Source organism: Streptomyces sp. NPDC046557 (assembly GCF_040645975.1).
Lineage (GTDB): Bacteria > Actinomycetota > Actinomycetes > Streptomycetales > Streptomycetaceae > Streptomyces.
Genome location: NZ_JBEYZH010000007.1, coordinates 22172 through 49153, shown reverse-complemented (window position 1 = coordinate 49153; position 26982 = coordinate 22172). Strand labels below are relative to the sequence as shown.

The window sequence follows — 26982 nt, the reverse complement described above, 5'->3', positions numbered from 1 at the left end:
CTACCGCAAGGTAAGCAGGAACCTCCCGACTTCAGCCGGGAAAGCACTTCACAGGGTGAGTCCCCGCACCGCCAAGTCCAGGACGGCGCAGACGAAGAGCGCGATCCCGATGAAACCGTTCACCGTGAAGAAGGCGCGGTTCAGCCGGGACAGGTCGTGCGGCGTGACGATCGTGTGCTCGTAGAGGAACGCGGCCACGACGATCACCAGGCCCACCCAGAAGAACACCCCGGCGTGCGTGGCCACCGCGTACCAGGCCAGCAGACCGGTGGTGACGACGTGCGCGCCGCGCGCGCCCCACAGCGCGGCCGGGATGCCGAAGCGGGCCGGGACCGACTTGACGCCCTCCGCGCGGTCGGCGGCCACGTCCTGGCAGCCGAAGATGAGGTCGAAGCCGCCGATCCACACGCCCACGGCGAGGCCGAGGATCACCGCGTCCCAGGACCAGGTGCCGGTGATCGCCAGCCAGGCCCCGACCGGACCCATCGCCTGCGCCAGGCCGAGGATCGCGTGCGGGAAGTTCGTGAACCGCTTGCCGTACGGGTACACCACCATCGGGATCACGGCGAGCGGCGCGAGCGCCAGGCACAGCGGGTTCAACAGGGCCGCCGAGCCGAGGAAGACGGCCAGCGCGATGCCGGCTCCCGTCCAGGCGGAGCGCACGGACACGGCGCCGGTGACGAGTTCGCGCCCGGCGGTGCGCGGATTGCGGGCGTCGATCTCGCGGTCGATGATCCGGTTGGCGGCCATCGCGAAGGTCCGCAGGCCCACCATGCAGACGGTGACGAGCAGCAGCTTCAGCCAGTGCATCGTCCCGTCGAGCCGGAACATGGCGGTCAGGGCCGCGATGTAGGCGAAGGGCAGCGCGAAGACCGAGTGCTCGATCATCACGAGCCGCAGGAACGCCTTGACCCGGCCGGGGGCCTGCGGTGCGGGACCTGGGCCGACGACCCCGTCGGCTGTGGTCATCATGCGAGGCTCCTGCGGAAGTCTTCGAGATCGGCGCGCAGCGCGTCGGCGTCCACGGCCGGGATCTCCAGCGTGAGCGGGGACAGCTCCTCGCCCTCCGGCGGGGTGATGGTGGACAGGAAACGGCAGTCCGCGCCGCCCGCGCCGGGGTAGGCCTGGAGGCGCAGCACTTCGCCCGCCCCGACGATGAACGGACCGGTCTCGAAGGACAGCTCGGCCAGCAGGCGGGCGGCGAAGTCCTCGGCCTCCGCGTCCCTGAGGCCCGGCAGCTCGAAACCGCCGCCCTCACCGGTCTCGTCCTCCCACATCAGCGCCCAGACGTTGCCGGGACCCGCGAACTCCTCCGCCGAGACGCCCGCTTGTTCGGCGGCCTCGCGCACCTCCGGGTCGGCCGGGTCCAACCTCGGCCGCACCAAGGCCACGTAGGCGGTGTCGGTGCCGATGAAGAGCTCGGGTCCGCTCACACCGATCGGGCTCACAGGCCGTACTCCTTCCAGCGGCTGTCGACCAGGGCGGCCGTCGCGGGGTCGGACTCCACCATGTCGGGCCAGCCGCCGTCGCGCGTGTAGCCCTCCTCGGGCAGCTTCTTCGTCGCGTCGATGCCCGCCTTGCCGCCCCAGAACTGCTGATAGGAGGCGTGGTCGAGATGGTCGACGGGCCCTTCGACGACGGTGAGGTCGCGGCTGTAGTCGGTGTTGCCCAGCGCCCGCCAGGACACCTCGTGCAGGTCGTGGACGTCGCAGTCCTTGTCCACCACGATGATCAGCTTGGTGAGCGACATCATGTGCGCGCCCCAGATGGCGTGCATGACCTTCTGGGCGTGCTTGGGGTACTTCTTGTCGATCGAGACGATCGCGCAGTTGTGGAAGCCGCCCGACTCCGGGAGGTGGTAGTCCACGATGTCCGGGACGATGATCTTGAGCAGGGGCAGGAAGAAGCGTTCCGTCGCCCGCCCCAGCGGCCCGTCCTCCGTCGGCGGGCGGCCGACCACGATCGACTGGAGCAGCGGGCGCTTGCGCATCGTCACGCAGTCGATCGTCAGCGCCGGGAAGGGCTCCTGCGGGGTGTAGAAGCCGGTGTGGTCGCCGAACGGCCCCTCCGGCAGCATCTCCCCCGGCTCCAGCCAGCCCTCGATGACCACTTCGGCGTTGGCGGGCACCTGGAGCGGGACCGTCTTGCAGTCCACCATCTCGATGCGCTTGCCCGCGACGAACCCGGCGAACAGGTACTCGTCGATGTCCCCGGGCAGCGGCGCCGTGGACGCGTACGTCACCGCCGGCGGGCAGCCGAAGGCGATCGCGACGGGCAGCCGCTCGCCGCGCGCGGCGGCGACCGCGTAGTGGTTGCGGCTGTCCTTGTGGATCTGCCAGTGCATCCCGATGGTGCGCTTGTCGTGGCGCTGGAGGCGGTACAGGCCGAGGTTGCGCACGCCCGTCTCCGGGTGCTTCGTGTGCGTCAGACCGAGGTTGAAGAAGGAGCCGCCGTCCTTGGGCCAGGTGAAAAGGGCCGGGAGGCGGTCGAGGTCCACGTCGTCGCCGGTGAGGACGACCTCCTGGACGGGGGCGGAGTCGCCCTTCACCTTCTTCGGCGGCACGTGCACCATCGAGCCGAGCTTGCCGAACGCCTCGCGCACGCCGATGAAGCCCTGGGGCAGCTCCGGCTTGAGCAGACCGCCGATCTTGTCGCTGATCTCCGCGTACGACTTGAGGCCGAGGGCCTTGAGCAGTCGGCGGTCGGTCCCGAAGACGTTCATGGCGAGCGGCATGGCCGAGCCCTTGACGTTCTCGAAGAGCAGCGCGGGCCCACCGGCCTTGTTGACTCTGTCGACGATCTCCCCGACCTCCAAGTAGGGGTCTACTTCGGCCTTGATGCGCTTGAGGTCGCCCTCCCGCTCCAGAGCCCGGAGCAGCGAGCGGAGATCGTCGTAAGCCATGGGGTCCAGTATCCGTCACCTACTACCCTGGGGGCGTCACCGGGGCTCCGCGTGGGCCCGCCGCCACTGCCTGGGAGTCGGTCCCGCACCGTGCTGCGCTACCTGCCGTTCCTGCTGATCATCGCGCTGACCATCTACGCCTTCATCGACTGCCTGAACACGCCGGAGGAGGAGGTCAAGCACCTGCCGAAGGTGGTGTGGGTGCTGATCATCCTGCTGTTCTCGATCGTCGGACCGGTGGTGTGGCTGTTCGCGGGCAGGACCCGGACGACGGCCGGCGGCGGCCGGGCCCGCCGCACCGAATGGGTGGCCCCCGACGACAATCCGGAATTCCTGCGGTCCCTGGGCGAGGAGCGCGAGAAGGACAAGGACGGGGACAAGGGCACCGACAAGGGCACCGACAAGGACTGAGCAGGGGCCGGCCGGCGGCTCAGGCCCGTCGTCGGGTGAGGGGCCGCGCGTAGGAGTCGCGCAGCTCGGCGCGGCGGGCGCGCGACCAGCCGGTGGAGGCGGTCGGCGCCGCTTCCAGGAGTTCGAAGTGCTGGTGCCAGTCCGCCAGCGCGTCGAGCCGGTCGCCGGGGTCGGGCCCGGGGCCCTCGCGCTCGTTCAGGAACCGGATCACCGTCGAGTCGGTGCCGACCGGCTCCAAGTGGAAGCGGATCCGGCCGAGCCCGCCGAGCGTGTACTCCACGACCCGCTCCACGTCCCAGGCCGTGATCCGGCCCGAGGCCGGCGGGCCGCCGTCGAGCGGGCGCAGGGTGACGGCCCCGTCGAGGTGCCGCTCCAGGACCTCCGCCTCGCCCAGCCAGCCGCGCAGCCCGTCCGCCGTGGTCAGCACGGGCCAGAGGTCCGCGTAGGCGTACGGGAGGTGCGGCTCGAAGTGGACCAGCAAGTGGCCCCCATCGCGGCTTTCGCTGGTGCCCTGGCTCACGGGAGTCATGACACCAGCGTCCCACTCCCGCCGGTCAGACGCCCGCGTACGAGTGCTTGCCGTTGAGCAGGATGTTCACGCCGTAGTAGTTCCAGATCCAGCAGGCGAAGGCGAACAGCGCCAGGTAGGCGGCCTTGCGGCCCTTCCAGCCGGCCGTGGCCCGCGCGTGCAGGTAGCAGGCGTACGCCACCCACGTCACGAAGGACCAGACCTCCTTGGGGTCCCAGCCCCAGTACCGGCCCCACGCGTCGCCCGCCCAGATGGCGCCGGCGATGATCGTGAAGGTCCACAGCGGGAAGAACGCCGCGTTGATCCGGTACGAGAACTTGTCGAGCGTGGCTGCCGAGGGCAGCCGCTCCATCACCGAGGTCACGAAGCGGCCGGGCTGCTCGCCGCGCTCCAGCCGGGCCTCGTACCCGTCGCGGAACAGGTACAGCAGCGTGCCCGTCGCACCGATGTAGAAGACCGCGCCGCAGATGATCGCGGTGGAGACATGGATCCACAGCCAGTACGAGTGCAGGGCCGGGACGAGCTGGTCGCTGGCGGTGTAGAGCCAGGTGGTGGCGATGCCCAGGTCCAGCAGGACGGTCGTGACCAGGATCAGACCCATCCAGCGGACGTTCTTCCCCAGGACCAGCAGGATCAGGTACGCGGCGACGGCCACCGTGGAGAAGGTGAGCGAGAACTCGTACATGTTGCCCCAGGGGGCCCGCTTCACGGACGTCGCGCGCGCGACGACGCCGGCCGCCTCGATGAGGAACGCGAGCGCGGTCAGCGAGACCGCGATCCGCCCGTACAGGTCGCCCTGCTCGGTGCCGCCCGCGGCGCCGGGGCCGTCCGGGACGTCACGGGTTCCGGCGGCGGACCGGGTGACGACCTTCGGCCGGTCGAGGACGGCGGTGCCCCCCTTCGCGCGCACCTGCACCGCGGGCGCGTCTGCGGCCGTGGCGGCCTTGGCGCCGGTCAGCGCGGCGGCCGTACGGCCGACCTTGCTGCGGCTGCCGAAGATCCACTCGGCGATGTGGGCGAGGAAGGCGAGCGTGTAGACCGCCATCGACGAATAGACCAGGTAGTTGCTGATCTGGGCCAGGTTCTCATTGGCCTCGGCTGCGAGCGGCGTCATCCGCGCTCCCCTTCAACGGTTTCCTTGACAGGTTGGTCGGGCGCCGTGGGCGCCTGCTGGTGGAGCGCGGCGGCGAGCGCGGCCAGCTCCTCCGGGAGCTTGGTGGACTCGCTGCGGCCGAGACCCGCCATCTCGACGACGGTCACCCCGTCCTCGCCCGTGACCGCCCGGACCCAGATCCGGCGGCGCCGGATGAACAGGGAGCCGGCCAGGCCGCCGATGGCGGCGATGGCGCCCGCGAGCGCGAGGCCGCTGCCCGGCTGGTGGGTGATCGAGAAGGTGGCCCAGCGCTCGATGCCCTCGAACTTCACGGTTCCCGCGCCGCCCGGCAGGGTCATCGTCTCCCCGGGGAGCATCTTCTGCTTGAACAGCTGACCGGAGTCGTCCTTGAACATCTGCATCTTCGACGTGTCGAGCTGGTAGACGTTCTGCGGCAGTCCGGAGTCCACGCCGAGGCTGCCGTGCCAGGCGCTGAGCATGAGCGCCGGGAAGTCCAGGTCGGGGAACTGGGAGAACATCGTCCCCTTGCCCTCGCCCGCGTAGGTCGGCACGAACATGGCGCCGAAGCCGAGCTGTTCCTTCTTGCCGTCCTTGTCCTTGTAGCCGTCGGTGACCTTGATGGCACCCGAGGAGGTGAGGTTGGAGTCCTGCGGGAGCATCGGCACGGCGTCCTTGAAGATCACCTTGCCGGTGGGGTCGGTCACCGAGACGATCGGCGCGTACCCGTGGCCGAGGAGGTAGACCTTCGAGCCGTCGACCTCCAGCGGCTTGTTGACCTCGATCTCGCGCTTGTGCGGTGCGCCGTTCGCCCCGTCGCGGAAGGTGACGTACGCCTTGAAGTCGCGGGCGGTGCCCTTTTGCGGGCCGGTCTTCGCGTACGAGGCGTCGAACCGGTCCAGGGTGAAGGAGAACGGCGGCAGGTCGTCGGGGGTGAAGAAGGACCCGGACTTGAAGTCGTCGTACTGGGTGAGGGTGTTGGAGAAGCCCTTGCCGCGCAGGACGAGCTTGCCGCCTTCGGACTTGTAGAGCTGACCCCAGGCGAAGGCCACCAGCATGACGATGAGCGCGACGTGGAAGGCCAGGTTGCCGGCCTCGCGCAGGTAGCCCTTCTCGGCGGCCACGGAGCCGGAGCGCGCCTCGGTGGCGCGCGTCTCGGTGCGGAAGCGGCTGCCGCCGAGCACCTTCCCGGCCGCCGCGATGACCTCGTCGGCGGCCTTGTCGGTACGCCACGTCGTGTACGCGGGCAGTCGGTCGAGCCGCTTGGGCGCGCCGGGCGGTCGGCCGCGGAGCTGGCCCACGAACTGCCAGGAGCGCGGCAGGATGCAGCCGATCAGCGAGACGAACAGCAGCAGGTAGATCGCGGAGAACCACACCGAGCTGTAGACGTCGAAGAGCTGGAGCTTCTCGGCGACGGTCACCCAGGAGGCGTGCTCACGCTTCCAGGTGGCGACCTTCATCGCGTCGACCTGGGTCTGCGGGATGAGCGAGCCGGGGATGGAGGCCAGGGAGAGCAGGAACAGCAGGATCAGCGCCACCCGCATCGAGGTGAGCTGACGCCAGAACCAGCGCAGCCAGCCGATCACGCCGATCCCGACGGGAGCGCCGGGGGCGTCCTCCAGGGGGGCGGTGGACAGCTGCGCCCCGGCGGCGGCGTCGTCGGTCTGCCGGGACGTGTCGGTCTGCGGCGTCTCGGTCCGCGGCGTCTCGGTCTGCTGGGACGCCTCGGGGGACGCCTTGTCGGTCGTACTCATGTCCGTGTAGTCCTCAGATCCCCACCGTGAAGCCGTTGGTCCAGCTCTGCATGTCGCTGATGAGCGTGCCCCACCAACCTGTGACGAGGAGCAGTCCGGTGACGATCAGCATGCCGCCGCCGATCCGCATCACCCACGCGTAGTGCCGCTTCACCCAGCCGAACGCGCCGAGCGCCTTGCGGAACGCGAGGGCCGTGAGGATGAACGGCACCCCGAGCCCCAGGCAGAACACCGTGGTCAGCAGGGCGCCGCGGCCGGCGGTCGCCTGGTCGATGGAAAGCGTGTTGACGGCCGCGAGGGTGGGCCCCATGCAGGGGGTCCAGCCGACGCCGAAGAGTACGCCGAGCAGGGGCGCGCCGATCAGTCCGGCGGCCGGCTTCTTGTGGAAGCGGAACTCGCGCATCGTCAGACCGGGGATCGCCCCCATGAAGAACAGGCCGAGCACGATCACCAGGCCGCCGAGGACGCGCGCTATGACGTTTTTGTTCTCCGCGAGCGTGTCCCCGAAGTACCCGAAGAGCGCGCCCGTCGAGACGAACACGGCGGTGAAACCGAGGACGAACAGGGTCGCCCCGGCCAACATCCGGCCGCGCCGTGCCTCTGCGAGGTCGGCGCCGCCCACCCCGGTCACGTAGGAGAGGTAGCCGGGGACCAGGGGCAGCACGCAGGGCGAGAAGAAGGAGACCAGGCCGGCCAGCAGCGACAGGGGCAGTGCGAGCAGCAGCGCCCCGTTGAGGACGGTGGTGTTCACGCCGGTCGCCTCGGCGGCGAGGAGGTGGAGCTCGGTGACCTCGGTGACCACGGGGTCACTTCTCCGCGAGCAGCGGGTCGATCATCGAGCGCAGCTGGGTCTCGTTGAGCGCCACCAGCGTGCGGGCGGCGATCTTGCCTTCCTTGTCGAGGACGACCGTGGAGGGGATCGACTGCGGGTTCAGCGTGCCCTTGGGGAAGCGGAGGATCAGCCGGCCGTCGGGGTCGTAGAGGCTCGGGTAGGTGATCCCGAAGTTCTCTTCGAAGGCGGCGGCGTTCTGCTTGCTGTTGTCGCGGATGTTCAGGCCGACGAAGGCGACGTCCTTGCCGCCCTCGGTCAGCTCCTTCGACACCTTGGCGAAGTACGGGGCCTCGGCGCGGCACGGCGGGCACCACGAGCCCCAGACGTTGAGGACGACGACCTTGCCCTTGAGGTCGGTCGTGTCGAGCGTCTTGCCGTCGACCGTCTCGCCGTCGAGCTTGGGCGCCTGGGTGCGCTCGCCCTTGGCGACGGTGGAGATGCCGCCGGCGCCGACGACGTAGTTCCCGCCGGCGGAACCGGAGGGTTTGCTGCTGCCCGAATCGCCGCACGCCGTAAGGGTCAGGGCGCTCGCGAGGGTCACCGCGGTCAGCAGACTGACGCGGCCGCTGGTCGAGCGGCGGCGGGGGGCTTGGCCAAGGCTCATGTGAAAAGTTTCGCATGACCGATTTGCGGATCTTCCGCGCCCCCCGGGGGTGTGTTGAGCCGCTGGTCAGCCGAGGGTGAGGTACGTGCGCCAGCCACCGGCCGGCTCCTGACCGGGGGCGAGGGCCCCCAGCTTGGCCAGGAGACGCTGGTCCTGGACGTCGAGCCAGTCGACGAACTGCCGGAAGGACACGAGCCGTACATCCCTTTTGTCCGAAATGCTCTTGAGGGCCTCCTCGACGGCGTCCATGTAGATCCCGCCGTTCCACTCCTCGAAATGGTTTCCGATGAACAGGGGTGCCCGGTTGGTCTCGTACGCGCGCCTGAAGCCCCCGAGGTAGGCGGCGGTGGCCTGGGTGCGCCAGGCGGGGTAGTTGCCGGGAACGCCCCGGGTGGTGTTGACGGACTGGTTCGCGAGGATGTTGTAGTCCATCGACAGCACCTCGAAGGAGTGCCCGGGGAAGGGCATCGACTGCAGGGGCAGGTCCCAGAGCCCCTCCCGCTTTCCCGGCCACCGCTGTTCGCCGCCGGGCGAGGAGGCGTCGTAGCGCCAGCCGAGCTTGCGGGCGGTGGGCAGCAGGTTGTCCTGGCCGAGCAGGCAGGGGGTGCGGGCGCCGACCAGCTCCTTGCCGTAGTCGAAGGGCAGCGGCTCCAGGTCGGTGAAGCCGGTGTTGGTCCGCCAGTTGGTGACGAACGACACGGCCTGGTCGATCTCGCTCTGCCAGTCCTCCGGGCTCCAGTGGGCGACCGAGCCGGAGCCGGCGCAGAAGTGGCCGTTGAAGTGGGTGCCGACCTCGTGCCCGTCCAGCCACGCCTGGCGCACGTGGGTGAGGGTGGCGCGGATGTGTTCGTCGCTGAGGTAGCCGATGTCGGAGGCGCCGACGGGGTTGCCGGGCGGCCGGTAGAGGTCCCTCTTGGACTCGGGCAGCAGGTAGAGCCCGGAGAGGAAGAAGGTCATGGCCGCGCCGTGGTCCTTGGCGACCTTGAGGAAGCGCGGGAAGAGGCCGTTGCCGACCTCGCCGGCGCCGTCCCAGCTGAACACCACGAACTGGGGTGGGGTCTCGCCCGGCTGGAGCGGCACGGGGGCGGGCGGCTGGTGGGGCTGCGGGCCGGTGTCGGCGGTGGAACCGTCGCCGATCGGCTTGACCACGGGCGCGTCGGCCTGGGCACCGCCCCTGGGCTTCGCGGGGCCCCGGCCGCCCGGACCGGACTTGGCGCCGCCGCATCCGGCGACGCCGGCCGCCGCGGCGCCAAGTCCGAGGCCGAGCAACACCCTTCGGCTGTAGTCGCGCACATCGCTCATGAAATGTCATACAAACTGACATTCAGGCGGAGCGGGAGGGGCGACACGGCCACCCCGGAGCGACTTGTACGAAAATAGGCCAATCCTTGGCACATCCCAGGCCAAGCCCGGGTCGGCGGCGGGCGGGGCCCGTAGCCCCGTACCGCCCGACCCAGGACTACGCGCCGAACGTCAGGACTACGCGCCGAACGCCTTGGACTTCCCCTTCACCGGCTTCGCCCCCGCCAGCAGGTGCGCCGGCACCAGGTCGCGGGCCGGCTCGCTGTACCCCACCGACACCAGCGCGTCGCCCTGGAACGTGAACGAGGTCAACGACGCCAACGTGCACTGACGGCGGCGCGGGTCGTGCCACAGCCGCCGCTTCTCCGCGAAGCTGCGCACGATCCAGATCGGCAGCTGGTGGCTCACCGCCACCGCCTCGTGCCCGCGCGCCGCGTCCCGCGCCGCCTCCAGCGCGCTCATCATCCGCACGACCTGCTGGACGTACGGCTCGCCCCAGGACGGCTTGAACGGGTTCGTCAGGTGCTTCCAGTTCGCCGGCTTGCGCAGCGCCCCGTCCCCGACGCCGAACGTCTTGCCCTCGAAGACGTTCTCCGCCTCCAGCAGCCGCGCGTCGCTCGCCACGTCCAGCCCGTGCGCCTTCGCGACCGGCGCGGCCGTCTCCTGCGCCCGCTCCAACGGCGAGGACACCACGTAGGTGATGTCCCGCGACCGGAGGTGCTCCGCGACCCGCTCGGCCATCTGCCGACCCAGCTCGGAGAGGTGGTAACCGGAACGGCGGCCGTAGAGCACGCCGTCCGGGTTGTGCACCTCGCCGTGCCGCATCAGGTGGACGACGGTGATCTCACCCGGTGTGTCGCCGCTCATGCGGTGGCCTCCGCGGCGGCGCGGGCGGCGGCGGGCAGGGCGGCGGCGATGCGCTCGACGGCCTGCTCGTCGTGGGCGGTGGACACGAACCACGACTCGAACGCCGACGGCGGCAGGTAGACGCCCTGCGCCAGCATCGAGTGGAAGAAACCGTTGAAGCGGAAGGCGTCCTGCTTCTTCGCGTCGTCGTAGTTGCGCACCTCGTCCTCGGTGAAGAACACCGAGAACATGTTGGAGGCCGTCTGCAGCCGGTGCGCGACACCCTCCTTGGTCAGCGCCTCGGTGACCAGACCCTGGATCTGCCGCGACACCGCGTCGACCTTCTCGTACGCCGCCTCGTCCAGCAGGCGCAACTGCGCGAGACCGGCCGCGGTGGCGACCGGGTTACCGGAGAGCGTGCCCGCCTGGTAGACCGGGCCGGCCGGGGCCAGGTGCCCCATCACGTCGGCGCGACCGCCGAACGCCGCGGCCGGGAAGCCGCCGCCCATGACCTTTCCGAAGGTCATCAGGTCCGGCTTGACCCCGTCGACGCCGTACCAGCCGGCGCGGGAGGTACGGAAGCCCGTCATCACCTCGTCGGAGATGTAGAGCGCGCCGTTCTCCCGGCACAGGTCGGCCAGGCCCTGGTTGAAGCCCTCGCCGGGGGTGACCACGCCCATGTTGCCGGGCGCGGCCTCCGTGATCACACAGGCGATCTCGCCCGGGTGCGCGCCGAACGCCGCCCGGACCGCCTCCAGGTCGTTGTAGGGGAGCACGATCGTGTCGCCGGCCTGCGCGCCCGTGACACCCGGGGTGTCGGGGAGCGCGAACGTCGCCAGCCCCGAACCGGCCGAGGCCAACAGCGCGTCCACGTGACCGTGGTAGCAGCCGGCGAACTTCACGACCTTGGCACGGCCGGTGAAACCGCGGGCCAGCCGGATCGCCGACATGGTCGCCTCGGTGCCGGACGACACCAGACGCACCTGCTCGACGGGCTCGATGCGCGCGACGATCTCCTCGGCGAGCGCGACCTCGCCCTCGCCCGGCGTACCGAAGGACGTGCCGCGGGCGACGGCCGCCTGGACCGCCTCGATCACGGCGGGGTGGGAATGGCCGAGGATCATCGGCCCCCACGAGCAGACCAGGTCGACGTACTCGCGGCCGTCGGCATCGGTCAGATACGGACCGGTACCAGACACCATGAACCTGGGCGTACCCCCCACGGCGCGGAAGGCGCGCACGGGAGAGTTCACGCCGCCGGGCGTCACTACGGACGCGCGCGTAAACAGGTTCTGCGAGACTGGGGCTTCATACGGATACGGGTAGCTCACACCAGCCATGGTCTCAGAGGCCGCGACAGACTTGCGGACGGGCGTTTCACCACGCCGCCCCGGGGGAGGTCACTGCCATGATGATCAGGCTTCGTGGCGGGGGCCGCGGGGCCGGGGCAGGCAATACCAGTCGGGTGGAGATATGCAACGCGGTGGTGGACCGGGCGAGGGTACGGACGGCCTGGATCCGCAGCGCGCCCGCGATGCCCGCCGTCGCGGCAAGCACCGGCGGCGCGGCACCGAGGCCGCCGATGCGGTACCCGAACCCGCCCGGCCGGCGGACGACCTGCCCAAGGGACGTGGCATGGGGGTGACCTACAAGTACTTCGGCGCCCCGGACGGCGCCACGGCGGCGCGGGTGCCCGTCACCATGCGGCCCGAGGAGCTCGGCGGGGACGAGCTGGGCATGGGCGGCCTGTTCACCAAGATCAAGCCGGAGACGATGGCGGCGATGGTCCTGACCGGCATCGAAGGCATACCCCTGCACAAGGTGCCCCCGCTGGAACTGGTCGTCCTCCACCCCGACTACGCGGTGGTCAAGCTACCGATGACGGTGGTCGACCCGCTGCGCGGCGTCGGCGAGGAGTCGGTCGGCGCGGCGGCCTTCATCTGGTCCACGGTCCCCGACCGCGGGGGACCGAGCGACGCGTTCAACGTGTACCAGCTCCTGCACGAATGGCAGGACTTCTCCCACCGCCTCCACGAGGCGGGCCACCAGGCGTACTGCCTCGTCTGGCCGTGACGCCGTGACGCCGTGACGCCCGACCCCACCACGCACCGACTCACCCGGTGAGGGTCTTGAGGGCGCGCTCGCGCAGCGGGGCCAGGGGGATGCGGGGGGCGCCGTTGTGGACGGCGTTTGTGGCGATGACCACATAGCGGCCGGTGGCGGGGGCGAGGTAGAGGCTCGTTCCGGTGAAGCCGTGGTGGTAGGCCACGGTTCCGCCGGCGGCGAGGATCCAGCCCAGGCCCCGGTAGAGACCCGGCTCGATCTCGACCTGCGGGGCCAGGCTCTCGCGCAGCCACTGGACGAGCGGGCTCGCGTGGTCGGGGCCCCCATGGTCGACGCCGGCGTGGTCGGGGTTCGCGGGGTCGGTGCGGGCGTGACCGGTGCCCGTGTGGCCGCCCAGCAGGTGCTCGGCGTACGTGGCGAGGTCAGAGGCCGGCGCGAAGACCCCGGCGTGGCCGGCGACCCCGCCCATCGTCGCGGCGTTCTCGTCGTGCACCACGCCCCAGAGGCGGTCGTGGCCGTCGGGGTGCTCGGTCGGCGCGACATCGGGCGCCTGGGGGATCGGCCCGTAGCCGGTGCGGCCCATGCCCAGCCCGGTCCAGAAGTCGGCGGCCTGACGGTCCAGGGGCCGGCCGCCGACGTGGGCCAGGGCCAGGCCGAGCAGGATGTAGCCGCGGTTGATGTAGCGGTGGGTGCCGGGGAGGTCCTCCATCAACTCGTGGCAGATCAACTCGTGCAGCGGCCGGGAGGTGAGGTCGTAGAGGTCGAGGCGGGTGGCGGCCTGGAGGCCCGCGGTGTGCGACAGCAGTTGGCGCATCGTGGCTTCGCCGCTGGGCATGTGGCCGTCCATCGGCGGCAGGTACGCCCGCACCGGGGTGTCGAGGTCGAGCAGCCCATCGGCCACGGCGCGACCGACGAGCGGCCAGGTCGCCGTGACCTTCGTGAGGGAGGCCAGGTCGTAGACGGTGTTCTCGTCGGGGGCCTTGGGGTTGGTGTAGGGGGAAACGACCCCGGCGGAGATCACGGTCCGCTCCCCCGCGGCCGTACCGCAGACGATGACGCCGCCGGGGGTGGCACCGGCGGCGACGATCTCGTCCAGCGCGTCGCGCAGCCCGTGGGTCTCGGCGGTCGTGAACGGTACGGCCTGGGTCATCTCTGCCTCCGGGGTGGTGCCGTCGGGGGTTGGTGCGGTGGTGATCTCCGCGCTTAGCGTGGCCAGAGCGGGCGCGGGCCGCCCGTCGCCGCGCCGGACCGTCCGCCGGGTCCCCCGGGCGGGTGGTTCCCGTACGCCCCCGGGGCGTTCCCTTCCTGCCCGGGTCAGCGGCGCAGGGCGGTCTCCCTCCCCGTGTGCGACGGCTTCTGCGGGTTGCGCACGGCGTACAGCCCGGTGATCAGGCCGTCGTCGATGCGCAGCGCCAGGACGGTGTCCAGCTCGCCTTCGAGGTGGAGTACCAGCGCCGGGTGGGCGTTGACCTGCGTCGCCGCGGCGATCCGGCCCAGGCCGGCGGCCAACAGGCGGGCCACTTCGTCGGCCCCCGTGACGGGCCGTAGGACGGCCTCGGCCGCGGCGCCGCCGCGCGGCGAGGCCGAATTTCCACGCTGCCGTTCAGCCTCGCGGGGGTACCTCCCGGCGGTAGCTCGGGGAGATCGAGGCGCAGGTCCGGGCCGAGCCCGAGCCCCTCACCTCCACCGGCGTGGGGGCGGGGTCCGCCGCCGCCTGCAGGGGAGCGGGGTCCGCCCACCGCATCAGCGGGTGGCGCCGTGGTGGTCCGGGCGTCGAAATTCGCCCCGGGCCGCCGGAGGCAAATGGCATGCTGGCAGGGTGAACGGACCCGGCATTCAGCTCACCCTCGCGCCCAAACTGCACGTCTTCGCCGCCCCCAGTCGGCGCGCCGCGCGCGTTCCCACCGCGACCGACGGCGCCTCCAGCCTCGGGCACGTCGTCGAGTCCGCCGGCGTCCCGCTCACCGAGGTCGGTCGGCTGCTCGTGGACGGCCACGAGGTGCCGGTCTCGTACGTGCCCCAAGCGGGCGAGCTCGTCGAGGTGTTCGGCGTCGACCGACCCCAGCGCGTCCCGCAGCGCAACGGCGACGACGGCGCCACCCCCCTCCGTTTCCTCCTCGACGTCCACCTCGGCACGCTCGCCCGCCGCCTGCGCCTGCTCGGAGTCGACGCCGCCTACGAGAACGAGGACATCGGGGACCCCGCCCTCGCCACCCGCTCCGCCGCCGAGCACCGCATCCTGCTCTCCCGCGACCGCGGCCTCCTGCGCCGCCGCGAGATCTTCGCCGGCGCCTACGTCTACAGCGACAACCCCGACGAGCAACTGCGCGACGTACTCAGCCGCTTCGCTCCGCCCCTCGCGCCCTGGACCCGCTGCACTGCCTGCAACGGACCACTGCGCGAAGCCGACAAGGACAGCGTCGGCGACCGTCTCCAGCACGGCACGCAGCGCTCCTACGACGTGTTCGCCCAGTGCGCCGACTGCGGGCGCGTGTACTGGCGCGGCGCCCACCACGCCCGCCTGGAGCGGATCGTCTCCGAAGCCCTCGCCGAGTTCGGCGGCGGTGACGCCGCCGCCTGATCTGCGGCAGACTGCCGAGGCATGACTGCCGCTGAGGACCACACCCCCAACGCCGTTGTCGACGTCGCCGTGGTCGGCGCCGGACCCACCGGGCTCCTGCTCGCCGGCGACCTCGCCGCCGCCGGCCTCTCCGTCACCCTCATCGAGCGACGCCCCCAGACCGCCGCCAATCTGACCCGGGCCTTCGCCGTCCACGCCCGCACCCTCGAACTCCTCGACGCGCGCGGCGTCGCCGACCAACTCGTCTCCACCGGCCGACGGATCGACCGCTTACGCCCCTTCGGTGGCATGGCCCTCTCCCTCCAACAGCTACGCACCCGCTACCCGTTCGTACTGATCACCCCCCAATATGAGACAGAGAAACTCCTGGAGCGCCGAGCGCTGTCCACAGGGGCGGTCATCCGATATGACTGGCAAGTCACCGGTCTCCACCAGGACGACGACACCGTCACCCTCGACATCACCACCCCCTCCGGCCCCGTGCGGCAGACCGCCCGCCACGTCGTCGGCACCGACGGCGTCCGCTCCACCGTCCGCCAGGCCCTCGACCTCCCCTTCCCCGGCCGGGCCGTCGTCCGCTCCATGGTCCTGGCCGACGTACGGCTGACCGAACCCCCCGAGGACTTCCTCGCCGTCAACGGCAGCGCCGACGCCTTCGCTCTCGTCGTCCCCTTCGGCGACGGCTGGTACCGCGCCATCGCCTGGCCCCGCCACGGCCGCGCCGCCGACACCGACCCCGTCGGCCTGGAAGAGCTGCGCACCATCACCCGCGCCGCCCTCGGCACCGACCACGGCATGCACGACCCCCGCTGGATGTCCCGCTTCCACAGCGACGAACGCCAGGTCCCCCACTACCGCGTCGGCCGCGTCTTCCTCGCCGGCGACGCCGCCCACGTCCACTCCCCCGCCGGCGGCCTCGGCATGAACACCGGCCTCCAGGACGCCGCCAACCTCTCCTGGAAGCTCGCCGCCGTCCTCCACGGCCACAGCCCCGACCCCGAGGCCCTCCTCGACAGCTACCACCGCGAGCGCCACCCCATCGGCCGCCTCGTCCTGCGCGCGAGCGGCGCCCTCGTCCGCACCGCCATGGTCAGCGACCCCGCCCGCCGCGCCGCCCGCGCCCTCGGCGCCGCGTTCCTCGCCCGCTCCCGGCCCGCCCGGGAACGCGCCCTCGGCCTGGTCTCCGGCATCGGGATCGGCTACCCGCCCCCGCCCGGCACCCACCGCCCCACCACCGCGGGCCGCCGCGCCCCCGACCTGCCCCTCGCCGGGGGCCTGCGCCTCTACGAGGCACTGCGCACCGGCGGCTTCGTCCTCGTCACCCCTCCCGGCCGGCCCACCCCGCCCGGCAGCCCGCTCGCCCACCACCACTGGCCCACCGGGCGGCGTACGGCAGCATCCGTCCTCGTACGCCCCGACGGCTACGTCGCCTGGAGTTGCGAGCACGCCGACGACACCGCCACCGCGTCCGCCGTCGCGTCCTGGCTCCTGTCGCGACCCGCGCCGCACAAGGAGGAACCCCGCGACCCCTTCGAGGAGTAGCCCTCAGAAGGCGTACGCGTCCCCGGTGTCCAGCGCCAGCACCGCTTGCTCGTTGTTGACGCTGTTGCGGTCGGCGGCGCCGCCGTTCCACCACGTGTCGACCCGCACCACCACCTCCGGAACCCGCTCCCGCAGCCCGAGCAGCAGCGCGATGTGCCGGCCCTGCCCGTGCGCGGGCAGCGGCCCGGTCTCACACACCACCTCGCGCCGTCCCGCCCGCGCGCAGCCCTCCGCCAGCTCCTGCCGGTCCCCGAGGTCCGCCGACAGCCGCACCCGCAGCGTGGCGTCGGCCACCGCGTTCGGCCCCTCGTTGCGCGGGACCAGCCACACCCGCAGCCGTCCGTCGTCCAGCGAGACCCGCCCGTGGTACGAGACGTCCGCCTCGGGCTCGGGCGTCCGCGCCCCGGCACTGCCCGCGCCCCGCGCACCGCCCAACACGAGCAAGCCCGCCACCACCACACTCCGTACGGCACCACGGCGCACCGTCACCACCTCCACGCGCGGACGCTAGACCGCCCGGACGCACGCCGGTCGGACCATCACACGAACGAGGGCGCGGCGCGGCACCTGACGGCACCCAACCGGCGGGAACCCGCACCCCACCGTGGCCGACCACGGCCGACCACGGCCGACCACGCCGACGCCGGCCGACCGGCAGCCGACCAGCCGCCGACCGATGTCCAACCGGCGCCACCGTGTCATCCACCTATGCTGGCCGGGAATCGCCCGTACGAACGAACGACGCACGACGAACGAACGAGGAGCACGCCCATGAGCCCCGCCACCCGGACCGCCGTAGTCACCGGCGCGAGCAGCGGCATCGGCGCGGCCACCGCCCGACAGCTCGCGGCGGCCGGCTACCACGTCGTCCTCACCGCCCGCCGCAAGGACCGCATCGAGGCCCTCGCCGCCGAGCTCACCGACGCCGGACACGAGGCCACCGCCCACGCCCTCGACGTCACCGACCGTGCCGCCGTGGACGCCTTCGCGGCCTCCCTCCCGCGCTGCGACGTGCTCGTCAACAACGCCGGCGGCGCACTCGGGGCCGAGCCCGTGGCGACCGGCGACCCCGCCGACTGGCGCACGATGTACGAGGTCAACGTCATCGGCACGCTCCACGTCACCCAGGCCCTCCTCCCCGCCCTGGTCGCCTCCGGCGACGGCACGGTGGTCGTCCTGTCCTCCACCGCCGGGCACTCCACGTACGAGGGCGGCGCCGGCTACGTCGCCGCCAAGAACGGCGCCCGCGTCCTCGCCGAGACGCTCCGCCTGGAGATCGTCGGACAGCCGGTCCGTGTCATCGAGATCGCGCCGGGCATGGTCAAGACGGAGGAGTTCGCGAAGACCCGCTTCCGGGGCGACGCCGAGAAGGCCGAGAAGGTCTACGCGGGCGTCGCACATCCCCTGTCCGCCGACGACGTGGCCGACACCATCACCTGGGCGGTGACCCGCCCCAGTCACGTCAACATCGACCTGCTGGTGGTCCGCCCCCGCGCCCAGGCGTCGAACACCAAGGTCCACCGCGAGCTGTAACCGGTCCAGGTGCTCGCCCGGCGCCGCAGCTTCCCCTGGTCGCCGCACCGGCACACCGCACCGGCACACCGAACGGGTGAAGCCTCACGAAATGTCGGCGCACCCGGCTACGCGCCGAAAGCGTGAGTCAATTCCTCACGGCCGGGGCCCGGCAGGCAGGTCGCAGATACGGGGTCACCGTGGAACCGCCTGTGGACCGCCTCCTCGACGGCGACGAGGGCCGATGACACGCGGAAGGTCCCGGACCGTTGACGGTCCGGGACGCTCCGCTCCCGTCGGTGCTCGTCAGCCCTTGACGCAGATGACCTGCTTGAGCTTGGCGACCACCGCCACCAGGTCCGTCTGTTGGTCGATGACCTGCTCGATCGACTTGTAGGCGCCCGGGATCTCGTCCACCACGCCCGAGTCCTTGCGGCACTCCACGCCTTTCGTCTGCTCGGCGAGGTCCCGGGCGGAGAATCGCTTCTTCGCCGCCGTCCGGCTCATCTTCCGGCCGGCGCCGTGCGAGGCGGAGTTGAAGGACTTCTCGTTGCCGAGACCCTTCACGATGTACGAACCCGTCCCCATCGAGCCCGGGATGATCCCGTAGTCACCGCTGCCCGCGCGGATCGCGCCCTTGCGCGTGACCAGCAGGTCCATCCCGTCGTACCGCTCCTCCGCCACGTAGTTGTGGTGGCAGCTGATCTCCTGCTCGAAGGAGACCTTGGCCTTGCGGAACTCGTTGCGGATGACCTCCTTGAAGAGGCTCATCATCACGGCGCGGTTGAACTTCGCGTACTCCTGCGCCCAGAAGAGGTCATTGCGGTACGCCTCCATCTCCGGGGTCGCCGCCAGGAAGACGGCCAGGTCCCGGTCGACCAGGCCCTGGTTGTGCGAGAGCCCGCGCGCCACCTCGATGTGGAAGTTCGCCAGTTCGTTGCCGATGTTGCGTGAACCCGAGTGCAGCATGAGCCAGACCGAACCTGACTCATCAAGACAGAACTCGATAAAGTGGTTGCCGCCGCCGAGCGTTCCAACCTGCTTTGAAGCCCGTTCACGACGGAATTTGACCGAATCCGCGAGGTAGTCAAACCGCTGCCAGAGGCCGTCGTACGCCTTCTCCTCCACCCCGAAGCCGTACAGCCGGGCCGGGTCGACCGGCTCCTTGTGCAGGCCCACGCCCACCGGGATGGCCCGCTCGATCTTCGACCGGAGCCCCGACAGGTCCCCCGGCAGGTCGTTCGCCGTGAGGGAGGTCTTCACCGCCGACATGCCGCAGCCGATGTCGACGCCCACCGCCGCCGGGCAGACCGCGTCCTTCATCGCGATCACCGAACCGACCGTGGCGCCCTTGCCGTAATGAACGTCCGGCATGACGGCCAGGCCCTTGATCCACGGGAGCGTGGCGACGTTGCGCAGTTGCCGCATCGCGTGGTCCTCGACCGACGCGGGATCGGCCCACATCCGGATCGGGACCTTCGCCCCGGGCACCTCTACATACGACATAACAGCCTCAAAACCCCGTTACCCACAGGAAAGTCGGAATACGCAAAAAGCCTCGCTCATGGCTCCAAAGCGGACAAGGAACCGGCGCCGGCACCAGCGTGTGCGATAGACATTGTGTCCAGCCGTGCCCCAGCCACGGCAAAGCAATTTCCTGACCGCCGGGCAGCCGGCCGGCCGAAGGGAGCCATGGGACGTGCAGCGCAAGGCGGTACGACGGCGGGCCCTGCCAGGAGTCGCGATGCTCACCGCGCTCGTGGCCGGGGTCACCGGCCTCACCGGGTGCACCGAGACGAGCGGCCCCGGGACCACCACCGACGCGAAGGCCGGCGGAAGCACCGCCGTCCCGGCCCAGCCGGGGAAGTACCGCTACCTCCCCGCTCCCTGCAAGGCCGCCGACGCCAAGCGGCTGCGGGCCATGCTCCCGGCCGACGAGAGCCTCACCACGGGACAGCGCGAGCAGCTATACACCGGCACCGCGGACGCCTCGTACGACGCCGACCGGCGCGTCGGCTGCCGTTGGACCGCGCAGACGCCCTCCGAGACCCGGCTGCTGTCCATCGGCTTCGAGCGCGTGGTCTCGTACGACCGGGCCACCGCGAGCGACGACGACAAGGCGCGCCAGGTGTACGTGCGCCGCCTCACCGACGCGCACCTGCCGTTCCCCGGCGCTTCGGCGACGCCCTCCTCGGCTTCGACGACCGCCCCGACCGCCCCGACCGCCTCCGCCGCCGCCCCGAGCGCGCCCCCGAGCCAGGGCGGCAGCCCCGGTGCCAGTACCAGTGGCGGCGCCAGTCCCACCCCCACCGCTCCGCCCGAGCTCGGCTCCCGCGTGCTGGAGGGGCTCGGTAACGAGGGGTACATCGAGGACAAGCTGAGCCCGGCCGGCACCACCGCCCCCCAGTCGCGCACCGTGCGCACTGTGTTCCGCACCTCGAACGTCATCGTCACCATCGAGTACAGCGTCCAGCCCGCCCAGCCGGGTGTCGTGCCCTCCAGCGTGGAAACCCAGGGTCAGGTACGGCAGTTGGCGCAGGCGCTCGTCGAGCGTTTCAACGAATGACCGTACGCGCCGGAAGGGGGCGCGCGCGGCCCGCGTGACGGCGCGCACAGCAGCCGGGCGCCGGGTCGGGCTACCGTTGTTCGAGTCCCGCGCCCGCAACGCGCCGACACCAAGGGCCGCACCAGGGCCGCAGCAAGGCCCGCACGAAGGCCCGTAAGAAGGCCCGTAAGAAGGCCCGTAAGAAGGCCCGTGAGACGGCCCCAACGACTGAAGGAACCATGCACCGATCAGCCTCGCGCCTCACCCGCGTTCTCGCCTGCGCAGCCGTCCCGGTGATCCTCACCGTCGCCGGATGCTCCTCCGATTCGGGCGGCAAGGGTACGGGCTCGGACGGCAAGAAGTCCGACTCCTCCGCATCCTCCAAGCCGGGCGGGAAGAAGACGCCCACCCTGGAGAAGGTGGCGTTCACCACGCTGCCGGAGCCCTGCAAGGCCGTGCAGTCGAAGACCATCGACACGCTCGTGCCCGAGGCGAAGGACAAGAACGGCACGGCGACGAAGTCGAACGACCTCTCCAGCCGCGCGAGCTGCTCCTGGAACGGCCTCGACGCGGACGGCCTCAAGGGCTCGCAGTACCACTGGCTGTCGATCTCGCTGGTCCGCTACGACTCCCACGCCACCCTCGGCAGCGGTGACAAGCGCGCCGAGGACCAGTACAACAAGCAGGTCGAGACGGCGAAGAAGGTCGACGGCGCCCACGACGTCAAGGTGGAGCAGGCTGGCGGGATCGGCGACCAGGGCACCTCGGTCGTCTACGGCGTGAAGAAGGACGTCGACTTCTTCAACACCACCATCGTCGTCCGCGACAAGAACGTCGTGATCACCCTGGACTACAACGGTGCCGCCTACGAAGGCGCCGGCGCCCCCGACCAGGGCAAGCTGCTCCAGGACGCCATCGCCGCGGCCAAGGAGACGGCCGCCTCGGTGGAGGCCGCGGGCACCGGACAGCCGGCCCCCAACCAGCCGGCCCCCGGACAGGGTGCCTCGCAGGGCGCGTCGCAGTCCCCGCAGCCGTCGCAGTCGGCGCAGGAGTCCAAGTCCCCGGAGCCCTCGAAGTCCCCGGGCCAGTAGTCGATGCAGTAGCCGGCGCGGGACAGCGGTGGGCGCCGGTGGGCTGTGGGCAGCCGGCGGCCCACAACGCCGGGGAACGGCAGGAGCGGGGGCAGAGGTAGGGCTGACATCCAGTCACCCGTACTCTGTGCCTGCCCGGGCTCGTCACAGCTCCCGGCAGCAGCTCGTAGCACGTCGAAGGGGAGGGGATCTCGGGTGGCCGCGATGCAGCTGACTCGTACGCACCGGATACTCATCGGTGTCGTGGTCGCCGGAGCCGTGGTCATCGCGGGCATCGGTTTCGCGGGGTCGTACTCCGCGGTGCGCGCGCTGGCCTTGAAGAAAGGCTTCGGCAACTTCTCTCTGGTGTTCCCCATCGGCATCGACGCCGGCATCTGCGTGCTGCTGGCGCTCGACCTGCTGCTGACCTGGATCCGGATACCGTTCCCGCTGCTGCGCCAGACGGCGTGGCTGCTGACGATCGCGACGATCGCGTTCAACGGCGCGGCGGCGTGGCCGGATCCGCTCGGTGTCGGCATGCACGCCGTGATCCCGATCCTGTTCGTGGTCACCGTCGAGGCGGCCAGGCACGCGGTCGGCCGGATCGCGGACATCACCGCCGACCGGCACATGGAGGGCGTCCGGATCACCCGCTGGCTGCTCTCCCCCGTCCCCACCTTCAAACTGTGGCGCCGGATGAAGTTGTGGGAACTGCGCTCCTACGAGCAGGCGGTCGGCATGGAGCAGGACCGGCTGATCTACCAGGCCCGCCTCCAGGCCCGCTACGGGCGCGCCTGGCGCCGCAAGGCCCCCGTGGAGGCGCTGATGCCGCTGCGCCTGGCCCGTATCGGCGTGCCGCTCGCCCAGACCGCCCCTACGGGTCTGGCCGCGGCCGGCATCGAACCGCTGCTGCTGCCCCCGGCCGAGGTGGGAGCGGAGCCCGCGGCCGGCGCCCCCGCCCTCGAAGCGTCGCCGGGCACCCCGGCCACCGCCCAGGCCCAGGCCGCTCAAGCGCAGCACGCCGCCCCCGCCGCCGCCCAGCCCGCGGGTACCGAGCCGCAGGCCGCCCCCCAGCCGGTGGTCCCGGGGCCCCTCCCCGCGCAGCTCCCCTTCGCGGTGGAGCCGACCGCCATGCCCGCGGCCCACAACAGTGCCTGGTTCGCCGCGCCCCTGGCCCCGCAGGCGGCGTACGAGGGCGGCTACAACCCCCAGTACGTCGAGGGCCTGGAGCCGACCCCGGTGATGGCCCCGGCCGGTCCGGACCAGCAGGAGCAGGCCGCCGCGCCGGCGCCGGAGCACACGGCCGGACCGGAGTACGGACCGGACCCGGACATCGACGAGGTGAAGTTCGCGGAGGCCGCCTACGAGGTCTTCCGCGCCTTCCTCGACGAGCACTCGCAGTTCCCGACCCCGGAGCAGGTGGACATACACCTCTCGGACCGCCATGGGATCGTGCACCCGCGCAGCGCCTCGATGATCCGCCGCCTGATGCCGGAGCTCAAGCTCCGCTACCAGCGTGATCTGGAGAACGAGCACATCGCGTAACCGCGCCGAACACGGCGGAAGGGCCCGCCCCCCGGCGATTTCCGGGGGTGCGGGCCCTTCTCGTGTCCTTCGCGAGAGCCCGAGGGACCGGTCCTACGAGGGCTCAGGCGGCCAGCAGCTTGCGCACCCGGTCCGCCCCCACCGCCAGCAGCAGCGTGGGCAGGCGCGGCCCGGTCTCCCGGGTCACCAGCAGCCGGTACAGCAGCGCGAAGAACGTGCGCTGCGCGACCTTGAGCTCCGGCGTCGGCTTGGCGTCGGGCTCCAGCCCGGCCATCACCTTCGGCACGCCGTAGACCAGCGTGGTCAGCCCGTCGAGCGACCAGTGCGAGTCCAGCCCCTCCAGGAGCAGCCGCAGCGACTCCCGCCCCTCGTCGTCCAGCGAGGCGAGCAGCTCGGTGTCGGGCTCCTCGCGCACCAGGGTGCGCTGGTCGGCCGGGACCTGGGTGGTGATCCAGTTCTCGGCGCGGTCCAGCCGCGGCCGTACCTCGTCCAGCGAGGCCAGCGGCCGCTCCGGCTCCAGGTCGGACAGGATGCGCAGCGTCTGCTCGTCGTGCCCGGCGGTGATGTCGACCACCGAGGCGAGCGTGCGGTACGGCAGGGGGCGCGGGGTGCGCGGCAGCTCGCCCGCGGCGGTCCGCACGGCGCGCGTGTGCGCGGCGGCGTCGGCCGGCAGGACGGAGCCGTCGGCGACCTTGGCCTCCAGCTTGTCCCACTCGTCGTACAGCCGCTGGATCTCCTGGTCGAAGGCGATCTTGAAGGACTGGTTGGGGCGGCGGCGCGCGTACAGCCAGCGCAGCAGCTGCGGCTCCATGATCTTGAGCGCGTCGGCCGGGGTCGGGACCCCGCCCTTGCTGGACGACATCTTGGCCATGCCGCTGATGCCTACGAACGCGTACATCGGTCCGATCGGCTGCTCACCGCCGAAGATGTGCACGATCTGTCCGCCGACCTGGAACGACGAGCCGGGCGAGGAGTGGTCGACGCCGGAGGGCTCGAAGATGACGCCCTCATAGGCCCAGCGCATGGGCCAGTCGACCTTCCAGACCAGCTTGCCGCGGTTGAACTCGCTGAGCGCGACCGTCTCGGTGAACCCGTCCTCGGTGCAGATGTAGGTCAGCTCCGTGGTCGCGTCGTCGTACGAGGTGACCTTGGTGAAGTCCTTGCCGCACTGTCCGCAGTACGGCTTGTACGGGAAGTACTCCGCGCCCTCGGCGCTGCCGTCGTCCTCGGCGGCGGCGCCCGAACCCTCGGCGGCCTCCAGCTCGGCCTCGTCCACCTGCTTCTGCTGCGGCTTCTTGCCGCCCGGCTTCTGCTTCGTGCGGTACTGGTCGAGTACGGCGTCGATGTCCGCGCGGTGCTTCATCGCGAACAGCACCTGCTCGCGGTAGACGCCGGTCGTGTACTGCTCGGTCTGGCTGATCGGGTCGTACTCGACGCCCAGCTCGGCCAGCGACTCGACCATGGCTGCCTTGAAGTGCTCGGCCCAGCTGCCGTACGCGGACCCGGCCGGGGCCGGGACGGCGGTCAGCGGCTTGCCGATGTGCTGCGCCCAGCTCTCGTCCACGCCCTCGACGCCCGCAGGCACCTTGCGGTAGCGGTCGTAGTCGTCCCAGGACAGGACGTGCCGGACCTCGATGCCCCGGCGGCGGATCTCGTCGGCGACCAGGTGCGGGGTCATGACCTCGCGCAGGTTGCCCAGGTGGATCGGTCCGGAGGGGGAGAGTCCGGACGCGACGACGACAGGTTTGCCGGGTGCTCGGCGCTCCGCCTCGGCGATGACCTCGTCCGCGAAACGGGAGACCCAGTCGGTCTCGGTGCTGCTCTGAGCCACGACACGTCCTTCTATCTCGAATGCTGGCTTACGCCATTCTCCCAGACGGAAGAGGCCGCTCCGGGGTTGCTTTTCTCCCGGGAAACCGCAGGGCCTCCCGTGGGATACTCGGGCTTTGTCGGAACAACCAAGTTCACCTCCCAGCGTGCCCCCGGGTGCGACCTCACAGGAACGGCAGCTCATGGCCTCGGTCCCTTCCCTCGCTTCGTCCGTCAACCAGCGCGTCGCGGACGCCCTCGCCTCCGCGCTGCCGGAGGCCGGTGCCGCGGACCCGCTGCTGCGACGTAGCGACCGGGCCGACTTCCAGGCCAACGGCATCCTGGCGCTCGCGAAGAAGGCCAAGGCCAACCCGCGCGAGCTGGCGGCGGACGTGGTCGGCGCGATCCCCACCGGTGACCTGATCCAGGAGATCGAGGTCTCCGGACCCGGCTTCCTCAACATCACCATCACCGACCGGGCGATCGTCGAGACCCTGGCCGCCCGCGCCGCCGACGACCGCCTCGGCGTGCCGTACGCCGCGAACGCCGGCACCACGGTGATCGACTACGCGCAGCCGAACGTCGCCAAGGAGATGCACGTCGGCCACCTGCGCTCCGCCGTGATCGGCGCCGCGATGGTCCAGATCCTGGAGTTCACGGGCGAGAAGGTGGTCCGTCGCCACCACATCGGCGACTGGGGCACCCAGTTCGGCATGCTCATCCAGTACCTCCTGGAGCACCCGCACGAGCTGGACCACAAGGCCGAAGGCGCCGCCGAGGACGTCGAGGTCTCCGGCGAGGAGGCCATGTCCAACCTGAACCGCCTCTACAAGGCGTCGCGCGCCCTCTTCGACTCCGACGAGGAGTTCAAGACGCGGGCCCGTGCCCGGGTCGTGGACCTCCAGGCCGGGGACCCGCAGACCCTCTCGCTGTGGCAGCGGTTCGTGGACGAGTCGAAGATCTACTTCTACTCCGTCTTCCACAAGCTGGACATGGACATCCAGGACCCGGACGTCGTCGGCGAGTCCGGCTACAACGACATGCTCGCCGAGACCTGCAAGCTGCTGGAGGACTCGGGCGTCGCCGTCCGCTCCAACGGCGCGCTGTGCGTCTTCTTCGACGAGTACAAGGGCCCTGACGGCAACCCGACGCCCCTCATCGTCCAGAAGTCGGACGGCGGCTTCGGCTACGCCGCGACCGACCTCTCCGCGATCCGCAACCGCGTGGGCGAGCTCAAGGCCGACACCCTCATCTACGTGGTGGACGCCCGCCAGTCCCTCCACTTCAAGATGGTCTTCGAGACGGCCCGCCGCGCCGGCTGGCTGAACGACGGCGTCAAGGCCGTCCAGCTGGCCTTCGGCACCGTCCTGGGCAAGGACGGCAAGCCGTTCAAGACCCGTGAGGGCGAGACCGTCCGCCTGGTGGACCTGCTGGACGAGGCCGTCGAGCGGGCGACGGCCGTCGTGCGCGAGAAGAGCGAGAAGATCGGCCTGACCGAGGAGGAGATCGTCTCCAACGGCCGGTACGTCGGCATCGGCGCGGTCAAGTACGCGGACCTGTCCACCTCCGCCGGCCGCGACTACAAGTTCGACCTCGACCAGATGGTCTCGCTGACCGGTGACACCTCCGTGTACCTCCAGTACGCGTACGCCCGTAACCGCTCGATCCTGCGCAAGGCGGGCGAGACCAAGCCTGTCGCGCACCCGGAGCTGGCGCTGGCCCCGGCCGAGCGCGCGCTGGGCCTGCACATCGACCAGTTCGGCGAGGTCATCGCGGACGCGGCCGCCGAGTACGCCCCGCACAAGGTCGCGGCGTTCCTCTTCCAGTTGGCGACGCTCTACTCGACCTTCTTCGACCAGTGCCCGGTCCTGAAGGCCGACACCGCCGAGCAGATGGAGAACCGCCTCTTCCTCTGCGACCTGACCGCCCGCACCCTCTCCAAGGGCATGGCGCTCCTCGGCATCCGCACCCCCGAGCGCCTCTGACGGGCCGATACGCGGCCCCGCCCCCCGGTGTACGTACC

At 71.1% G+C, this 26982-nt stretch carries 24 protein-coding genes and 1 pseudogene; 9 read left to right on the top strand and 16 right to left on the bottom strand.

The window, feature by feature from the left end; genetic code table 11:
• Positions 1-48: 48 nt before the first annotated feature.
• Genes mqnP through ABZ934_RS16190 form a run of 3 tightly spaced genes read right to left on the bottom strand, consistent with a single transcriptional unit; the run spans position 49 to position 2902 of the window.
• On the bottom strand, positions 49-972 hold the full coding sequence (mqnP, locus tag ABZ934_RS16200) for a menaquinone biosynthesis prenyltransferase MqnP (protein ID WP_361313058.1): 924 nt from the start codon (positions 970-972) through the stop codon (positions 49-51).
• The gene (locus tag ABZ934_RS16195; RefSeq protein WP_361313057.1) at positions 969-1448 is read right to left on the bottom strand and encodes a hypothetical protein; all 480 of its coding nucleotides are present in this window, start codon (positions 1446-1448) and stop codon (positions 969-971) included. The genes mqnP and ABZ934_RS16195 overlap by 4 nt, the downstream gene beginning before the upstream one ends.
• Positions 1445-2902 carry a menaquinone biosynthesis decarboxylase gene (locus ABZ934_RS16190; RefSeq protein WP_136216561.1) on the bottom strand — a complete coding sequence of 486 codons (1458 nt, stop codon included), beginning with the start codon at positions 2900-2902 and terminating at the stop codon, positions 1445-1447. Before ABZ934_RS16190 ends, ABZ934_RS16195 begins: the two co-directional genes overlap by 4 nt.
• A gap of 90 nt (positions 2903-2992) precedes the next feature.
• Here ABZ934_RS16190 and ABZ934_RS16185 point away from each other — a divergent pair, with 90 nt between their 5' ends.
• Entirely contained in the window at positions 2993-3313 is a 321-nt protein-coding gene (locus ABZ934_RS16185) for a PLD nuclease N-terminal domain-containing protein (RefSeq protein WP_361313055.1), read from the top strand.
• 19 nt (positions 3314-3332) lie between these two features.
• Here ABZ934_RS16185 and ABZ934_RS16180 read toward each other — a convergent pair whose 3' ends face one another.
• From ABZ934_RS16180 to hemL, 8 genes are all read right to left on the bottom strand, one after another.
• On the bottom strand, positions 3333-3842 hold the full coding sequence (locus ABZ934_RS16180) for a hypothetical protein (RefSeq protein WP_361313053.1): 510 nt from the start codon (positions 3840-3842) through the stop codon (positions 3333-3335).
• Positions 3843-3867: 25 nt separating this feature from the next.
• The gene (gene ccsB / locus ABZ934_RS16175) at positions 3868-4956 is read right to left on the bottom strand and encodes a c-type cytochrome biogenesis protein CcsB (RefSeq protein ID WP_361313051.1); all 1089 of its coding nucleotides are present in this window, start codon (positions 4954-4956) and stop codon (positions 3868-3870) included.
• The gene (locus ABZ934_RS16170) at positions 4953-6707 is read right to left on the bottom strand and encodes a cytochrome c biogenesis protein ResB (RefSeq protein ID WP_361313050.1); all 1755 of its coding nucleotides are present in this window, start codon (positions 6705-6707) and stop codon (positions 4953-4955) included. Before ABZ934_RS16170 ends, ccsB begins: the two co-directional genes overlap by 4 nt.
• A 13-nt stretch (positions 6708-6720) precedes the next feature.
• Positions 6721-7509, bottom strand: a complete 789-nt coding sequence (locus ABZ934_RS16165) for a cytochrome c biogenesis protein CcdA (RefSeq protein WP_361313048.1) — start codon at positions 7507-7509, stop codon at positions 6721-6723.
• 4 nt (positions 7510-7513) lie between these two features.
• Positions 7514-8143, bottom strand: coding sequence for a TlpA disulfide reductase family protein (locus ABZ934_RS16160; RefSeq protein WP_361313046.1), 630 nt, complete (start codon positions 8141-8143; stop codon positions 7514-7516).
• 66 nt (positions 8144-8209) lie between these two features.
• Complete coding sequence (locus tag ABZ934_RS16155) at positions 8210-9436, bottom strand: hypothetical protein (RefSeq protein WP_361313321.1); 1227 nt, start codon at positions 9434-9436, stop codon at positions 8210-8212.
• A 186-nt stretch (positions 9437-9622) separates the two neighbouring features.
• Positions 9623-10312, bottom strand: a complete 690-nt coding sequence (locus ABZ934_RS16150) for a histidine phosphatase family protein (RefSeq protein WP_361313045.1) — start codon at positions 10310-10312, stop codon at positions 9623-9625.
• Positions 10309-11631, bottom strand: a complete 1323-nt coding sequence (hemL, locus tag ABZ934_RS16145) for a glutamate-1-semialdehyde 2,1-aminomutase (RefSeq protein ID WP_361313043.1) — start codon at positions 11629-11631, stop codon at positions 10309-10311. The genes ABZ934_RS16150 and hemL overlap by 4 nt, the downstream gene beginning before the upstream one ends.
• Before the next feature lie 295 nt (positions 11632-11926).
• Between hemL and ABZ934_RS16140 the strand changes: the two genes are divergently transcribed.
• A complete protein-coding gene (locus tag ABZ934_RS16140) occupies positions 11927-12364 on the top strand; it encodes a hypothetical protein (protein ID WP_136216611.1) in 438 nt (145 codons plus the stop codon).
• A 40-nt stretch (positions 12365-12404) separates the two neighbouring features.
• Here ABZ934_RS16140 and ABZ934_RS16135 read toward each other — a convergent pair whose 3' ends face one another.
• On the bottom strand, positions 12405-13505 hold the full coding sequence (locus ABZ934_RS16135; RefSeq protein WP_361313041.1) for a serine hydrolase domain-containing protein: 1101 nt from the start codon (positions 13503-13505) through the stop codon (positions 12405-12407).
• Between the two features lie 164 nt (positions 13506-13669).
• Positions 13670-13912, bottom strand: a pseudogene (locus ABZ934_RS16130) (RNA polymerase subunit sigma-24); the annotation flags it as partial.
• Positions 13913-14174: 262 nt separating this feature from the next.
• Between ABZ934_RS16130 and ABZ934_RS16125 the strand changes: the two are divergent.
• Both ABZ934_RS16125 and ABZ934_RS16120 read left to right on the top strand, forming a co-directional pair.
• On the top strand, positions 14175-14936 hold the full coding sequence (locus ABZ934_RS16125) for a Mut7-C RNAse domain-containing protein (protein ID WP_361313039.1): 762 nt from the start codon (positions 14175-14177) through the stop codon (positions 14934-14936).
• Positions 14937-14957: 21 nt separating this feature from the next.
• The gene (locus tag ABZ934_RS16120; RefSeq protein WP_361313038.1) at positions 14958-16478 is read left to right on the top strand and encodes an FAD-dependent oxidoreductase; all 1521 of its coding nucleotides are present in this window, start codon (positions 14958-14960) and stop codon (positions 16476-16478) included.
• Positions 16479-16481: 3 nt separating this feature from the next.
• On the opposite strand, the gene ABZ934_RS16115 is transcribed toward ABZ934_RS16120, so the two are convergent.
• The gene (locus ABZ934_RS16115) at positions 16482-16976 is read right to left on the bottom strand and encodes a hypothetical protein (RefSeq protein WP_361313037.1); all 495 of its coding nucleotides are present in this window, start codon (positions 16974-16976) and stop codon (positions 16482-16484) included.
• 273 nt (positions 16977-17249) lie between these two features.
• Between ABZ934_RS16115 and ABZ934_RS16110 the strand changes: the two genes are divergently transcribed.
• Positions 17250-18011, top strand: coding sequence for an SDR family oxidoreductase (locus tag ABZ934_RS16110; RefSeq protein WP_361313036.1), 762 nt, complete (start codon positions 17250-17252; stop codon positions 18009-18011).
• A gap of 285 nt (positions 18012-18296) precedes the next feature.
• Here the strand turns inward: ABZ934_RS16110 and ABZ934_RS16105 are convergent, their stop codons facing one another.
• Positions 18297-19496 (bottom strand): RtcB family protein, encoded by a 1200-nt coding sequence (locus tag ABZ934_RS16105; RefSeq protein ID WP_361313035.1) that lies wholly within the window; start codon positions 19494-19496, stop codon positions 18297-18299.
• A gap of 238 nt (positions 19497-19734) precedes the next feature.
• Between ABZ934_RS16105 and ABZ934_RS16100 the strand changes: the two genes are divergently transcribed.
• From ABZ934_RS16100 to ABZ934_RS16090, 3 genes are all read left to right on the top strand, one after another.
• Positions 19735-20556 carry a DUF3558 domain-containing protein gene (locus ABZ934_RS16100; RefSeq protein WP_361313033.1) on the top strand — a complete coding sequence of 274 codons (822 nt, stop codon included), beginning with the start codon at positions 19735-19737 and terminating at the stop codon, positions 20554-20556.
• 218 nt (positions 20557-20774) lie between these two features.
• Positions 20775-21626: a DUF3558 family protein gene (locus ABZ934_RS16095; protein WP_361313032.1), complete on the top strand. Its 852-nt coding sequence runs from the start codon at positions 20775-20777 to the stop codon at positions 21624-21626.
• 195 nt (positions 21627-21821) lie between these two features.
• Positions 21822-23150, top strand: coding sequence for a DUF2637 domain-containing protein (locus ABZ934_RS16090; RefSeq protein WP_361313030.1), 1329 nt, complete (start codon positions 21822-21824; stop codon positions 23148-23150).
• Between the two features lie 103 nt (positions 23151-23253).
• Here the strand turns inward: ABZ934_RS16090 and lysS are convergent, their stop codons facing one another.
• Positions 23254-24981 carry a lysine--tRNA ligase gene (gene lysS / locus ABZ934_RS16085; RefSeq protein ID WP_361313029.1) on the bottom strand — a complete coding sequence of 576 codons (1728 nt, stop codon included), beginning with the start codon at positions 24979-24981 and terminating at the stop codon, positions 23254-23256.
• A 181-nt stretch (positions 24982-25162) separates the two neighbouring features.
• Here lysS and argS point away from each other — a divergent pair, with 181 nt between their 5' ends.
• On the top strand, positions 25163-26944 hold the full coding sequence (argS, locus tag ABZ934_RS16080; protein WP_361313028.1) for an arginine--tRNA ligase: 1782 nt from the start codon (positions 25163-25165) through the stop codon (positions 26942-26944).
• Positions 26945-26982 lie beyond the last annotated feature (38 nt).

Coding starts and splice junctions, on each gene's coding strand:
- hemL (WP_361313043.1), bottom strand. CDS start 11,631: ATGGCTGGTGTGAGCTACCCGTATCCGTATGAAGCCCCAGTCTCGCAG.
- ABZ934_RS16190 (WP_136216561.1), bottom strand. CDS start 2,902: ATGGCTTACGACGATCTCCGCTCGCTGCTCCGGGCTCTGGAGCGGGAG.
- ABZ934_RS16100 (WP_361313033.1), top strand. CDS start 19,735: ATGCTCACCGCGCTCGTGGCCGGGGTCACCGGCCTCACCGGGTGCACC.
- ccsB (WP_361313051.1), bottom strand. CDS start 4,956: ATGACGCCGCTCGCAGCCGAGGCCAATGAGAACCTGGCCCAGATCAGC.
- ABZ934_RS16120 (WP_361313038.1), top strand. CDS start 14,958: ATGACTGCCGCTGAGGACCACACCCCCAACGCCGTTGTCGACGTCGCC.
- ABZ934_RS16170 (WP_361313050.1), bottom strand. CDS start 6,707: ATGAGTACGACCGACAAGGCGTCCCCCGAGGCGTCCCAGCAGACCGAG.
- argS (WP_361313028.1), top strand. CDS start 25,163: ATGGCCTCGGTCCCTTCCCTCGCTTCGTCCGTCAACCAGCGCGTCGCG.
- ABZ934_RS16140 (WP_136216611.1), top strand. CDS start 11,927: ATGGGGGTGACCTACAAGTACTTCGGCGCCCCGGACGGCGCCACGGCG.
- ABZ934_RS16135 (WP_361313041.1), bottom strand. CDS start 13,505: ATGACCCAGGCCGTACCGTTCACGACCGCCGAGACCCACGGGCTGCGC.
- ABZ934_RS16105 (WP_361313035.1), bottom strand. CDS start 19,496: ATGTCGTATGTAGAGGTGCCCGGGGCGAAGGTCCCGATCCGGATGTGG.
- mqnP (WP_361313058.1), bottom strand. CDS start 972: ATGATGACCACAGCCGACGGGGTCGTCGGCCCAGGTCCCGCACCGCAG.
- ABZ934_RS16150 (WP_361313045.1), bottom strand. CDS start 10,312: ATGAGCGGCGACACACCGGGTGAGATCACCGTCGTCCACCTGATGCGG.
- ABZ934_RS16160 (WP_361313046.1), bottom strand. CDS start 8,143: ATGAGCCTTGGCCAAGCCCCCCGCCGCCGCTCGACCAGCGGCCGCGTC.
- ABZ934_RS16180 (WP_361313053.1), bottom strand. CDS start 3,842: ATGACTCCCGTGAGCCAGGGCACCAGCGAAAGCCGCGATGGGGGCCAC.
- ABZ934_RS16095 (WP_361313032.1), top strand. CDS start 20,775: ATGCACCGATCAGCCTCGCGCCTCACCCGCGTTCTCGCCTGCGCAGCC.
- ABZ934_RS16110 (WP_361313036.1), top strand. CDS start 17,250: ATGAGCCCCGCCACCCGGACCGCCGTAGTCACCGGCGCGAGCAGCGGC.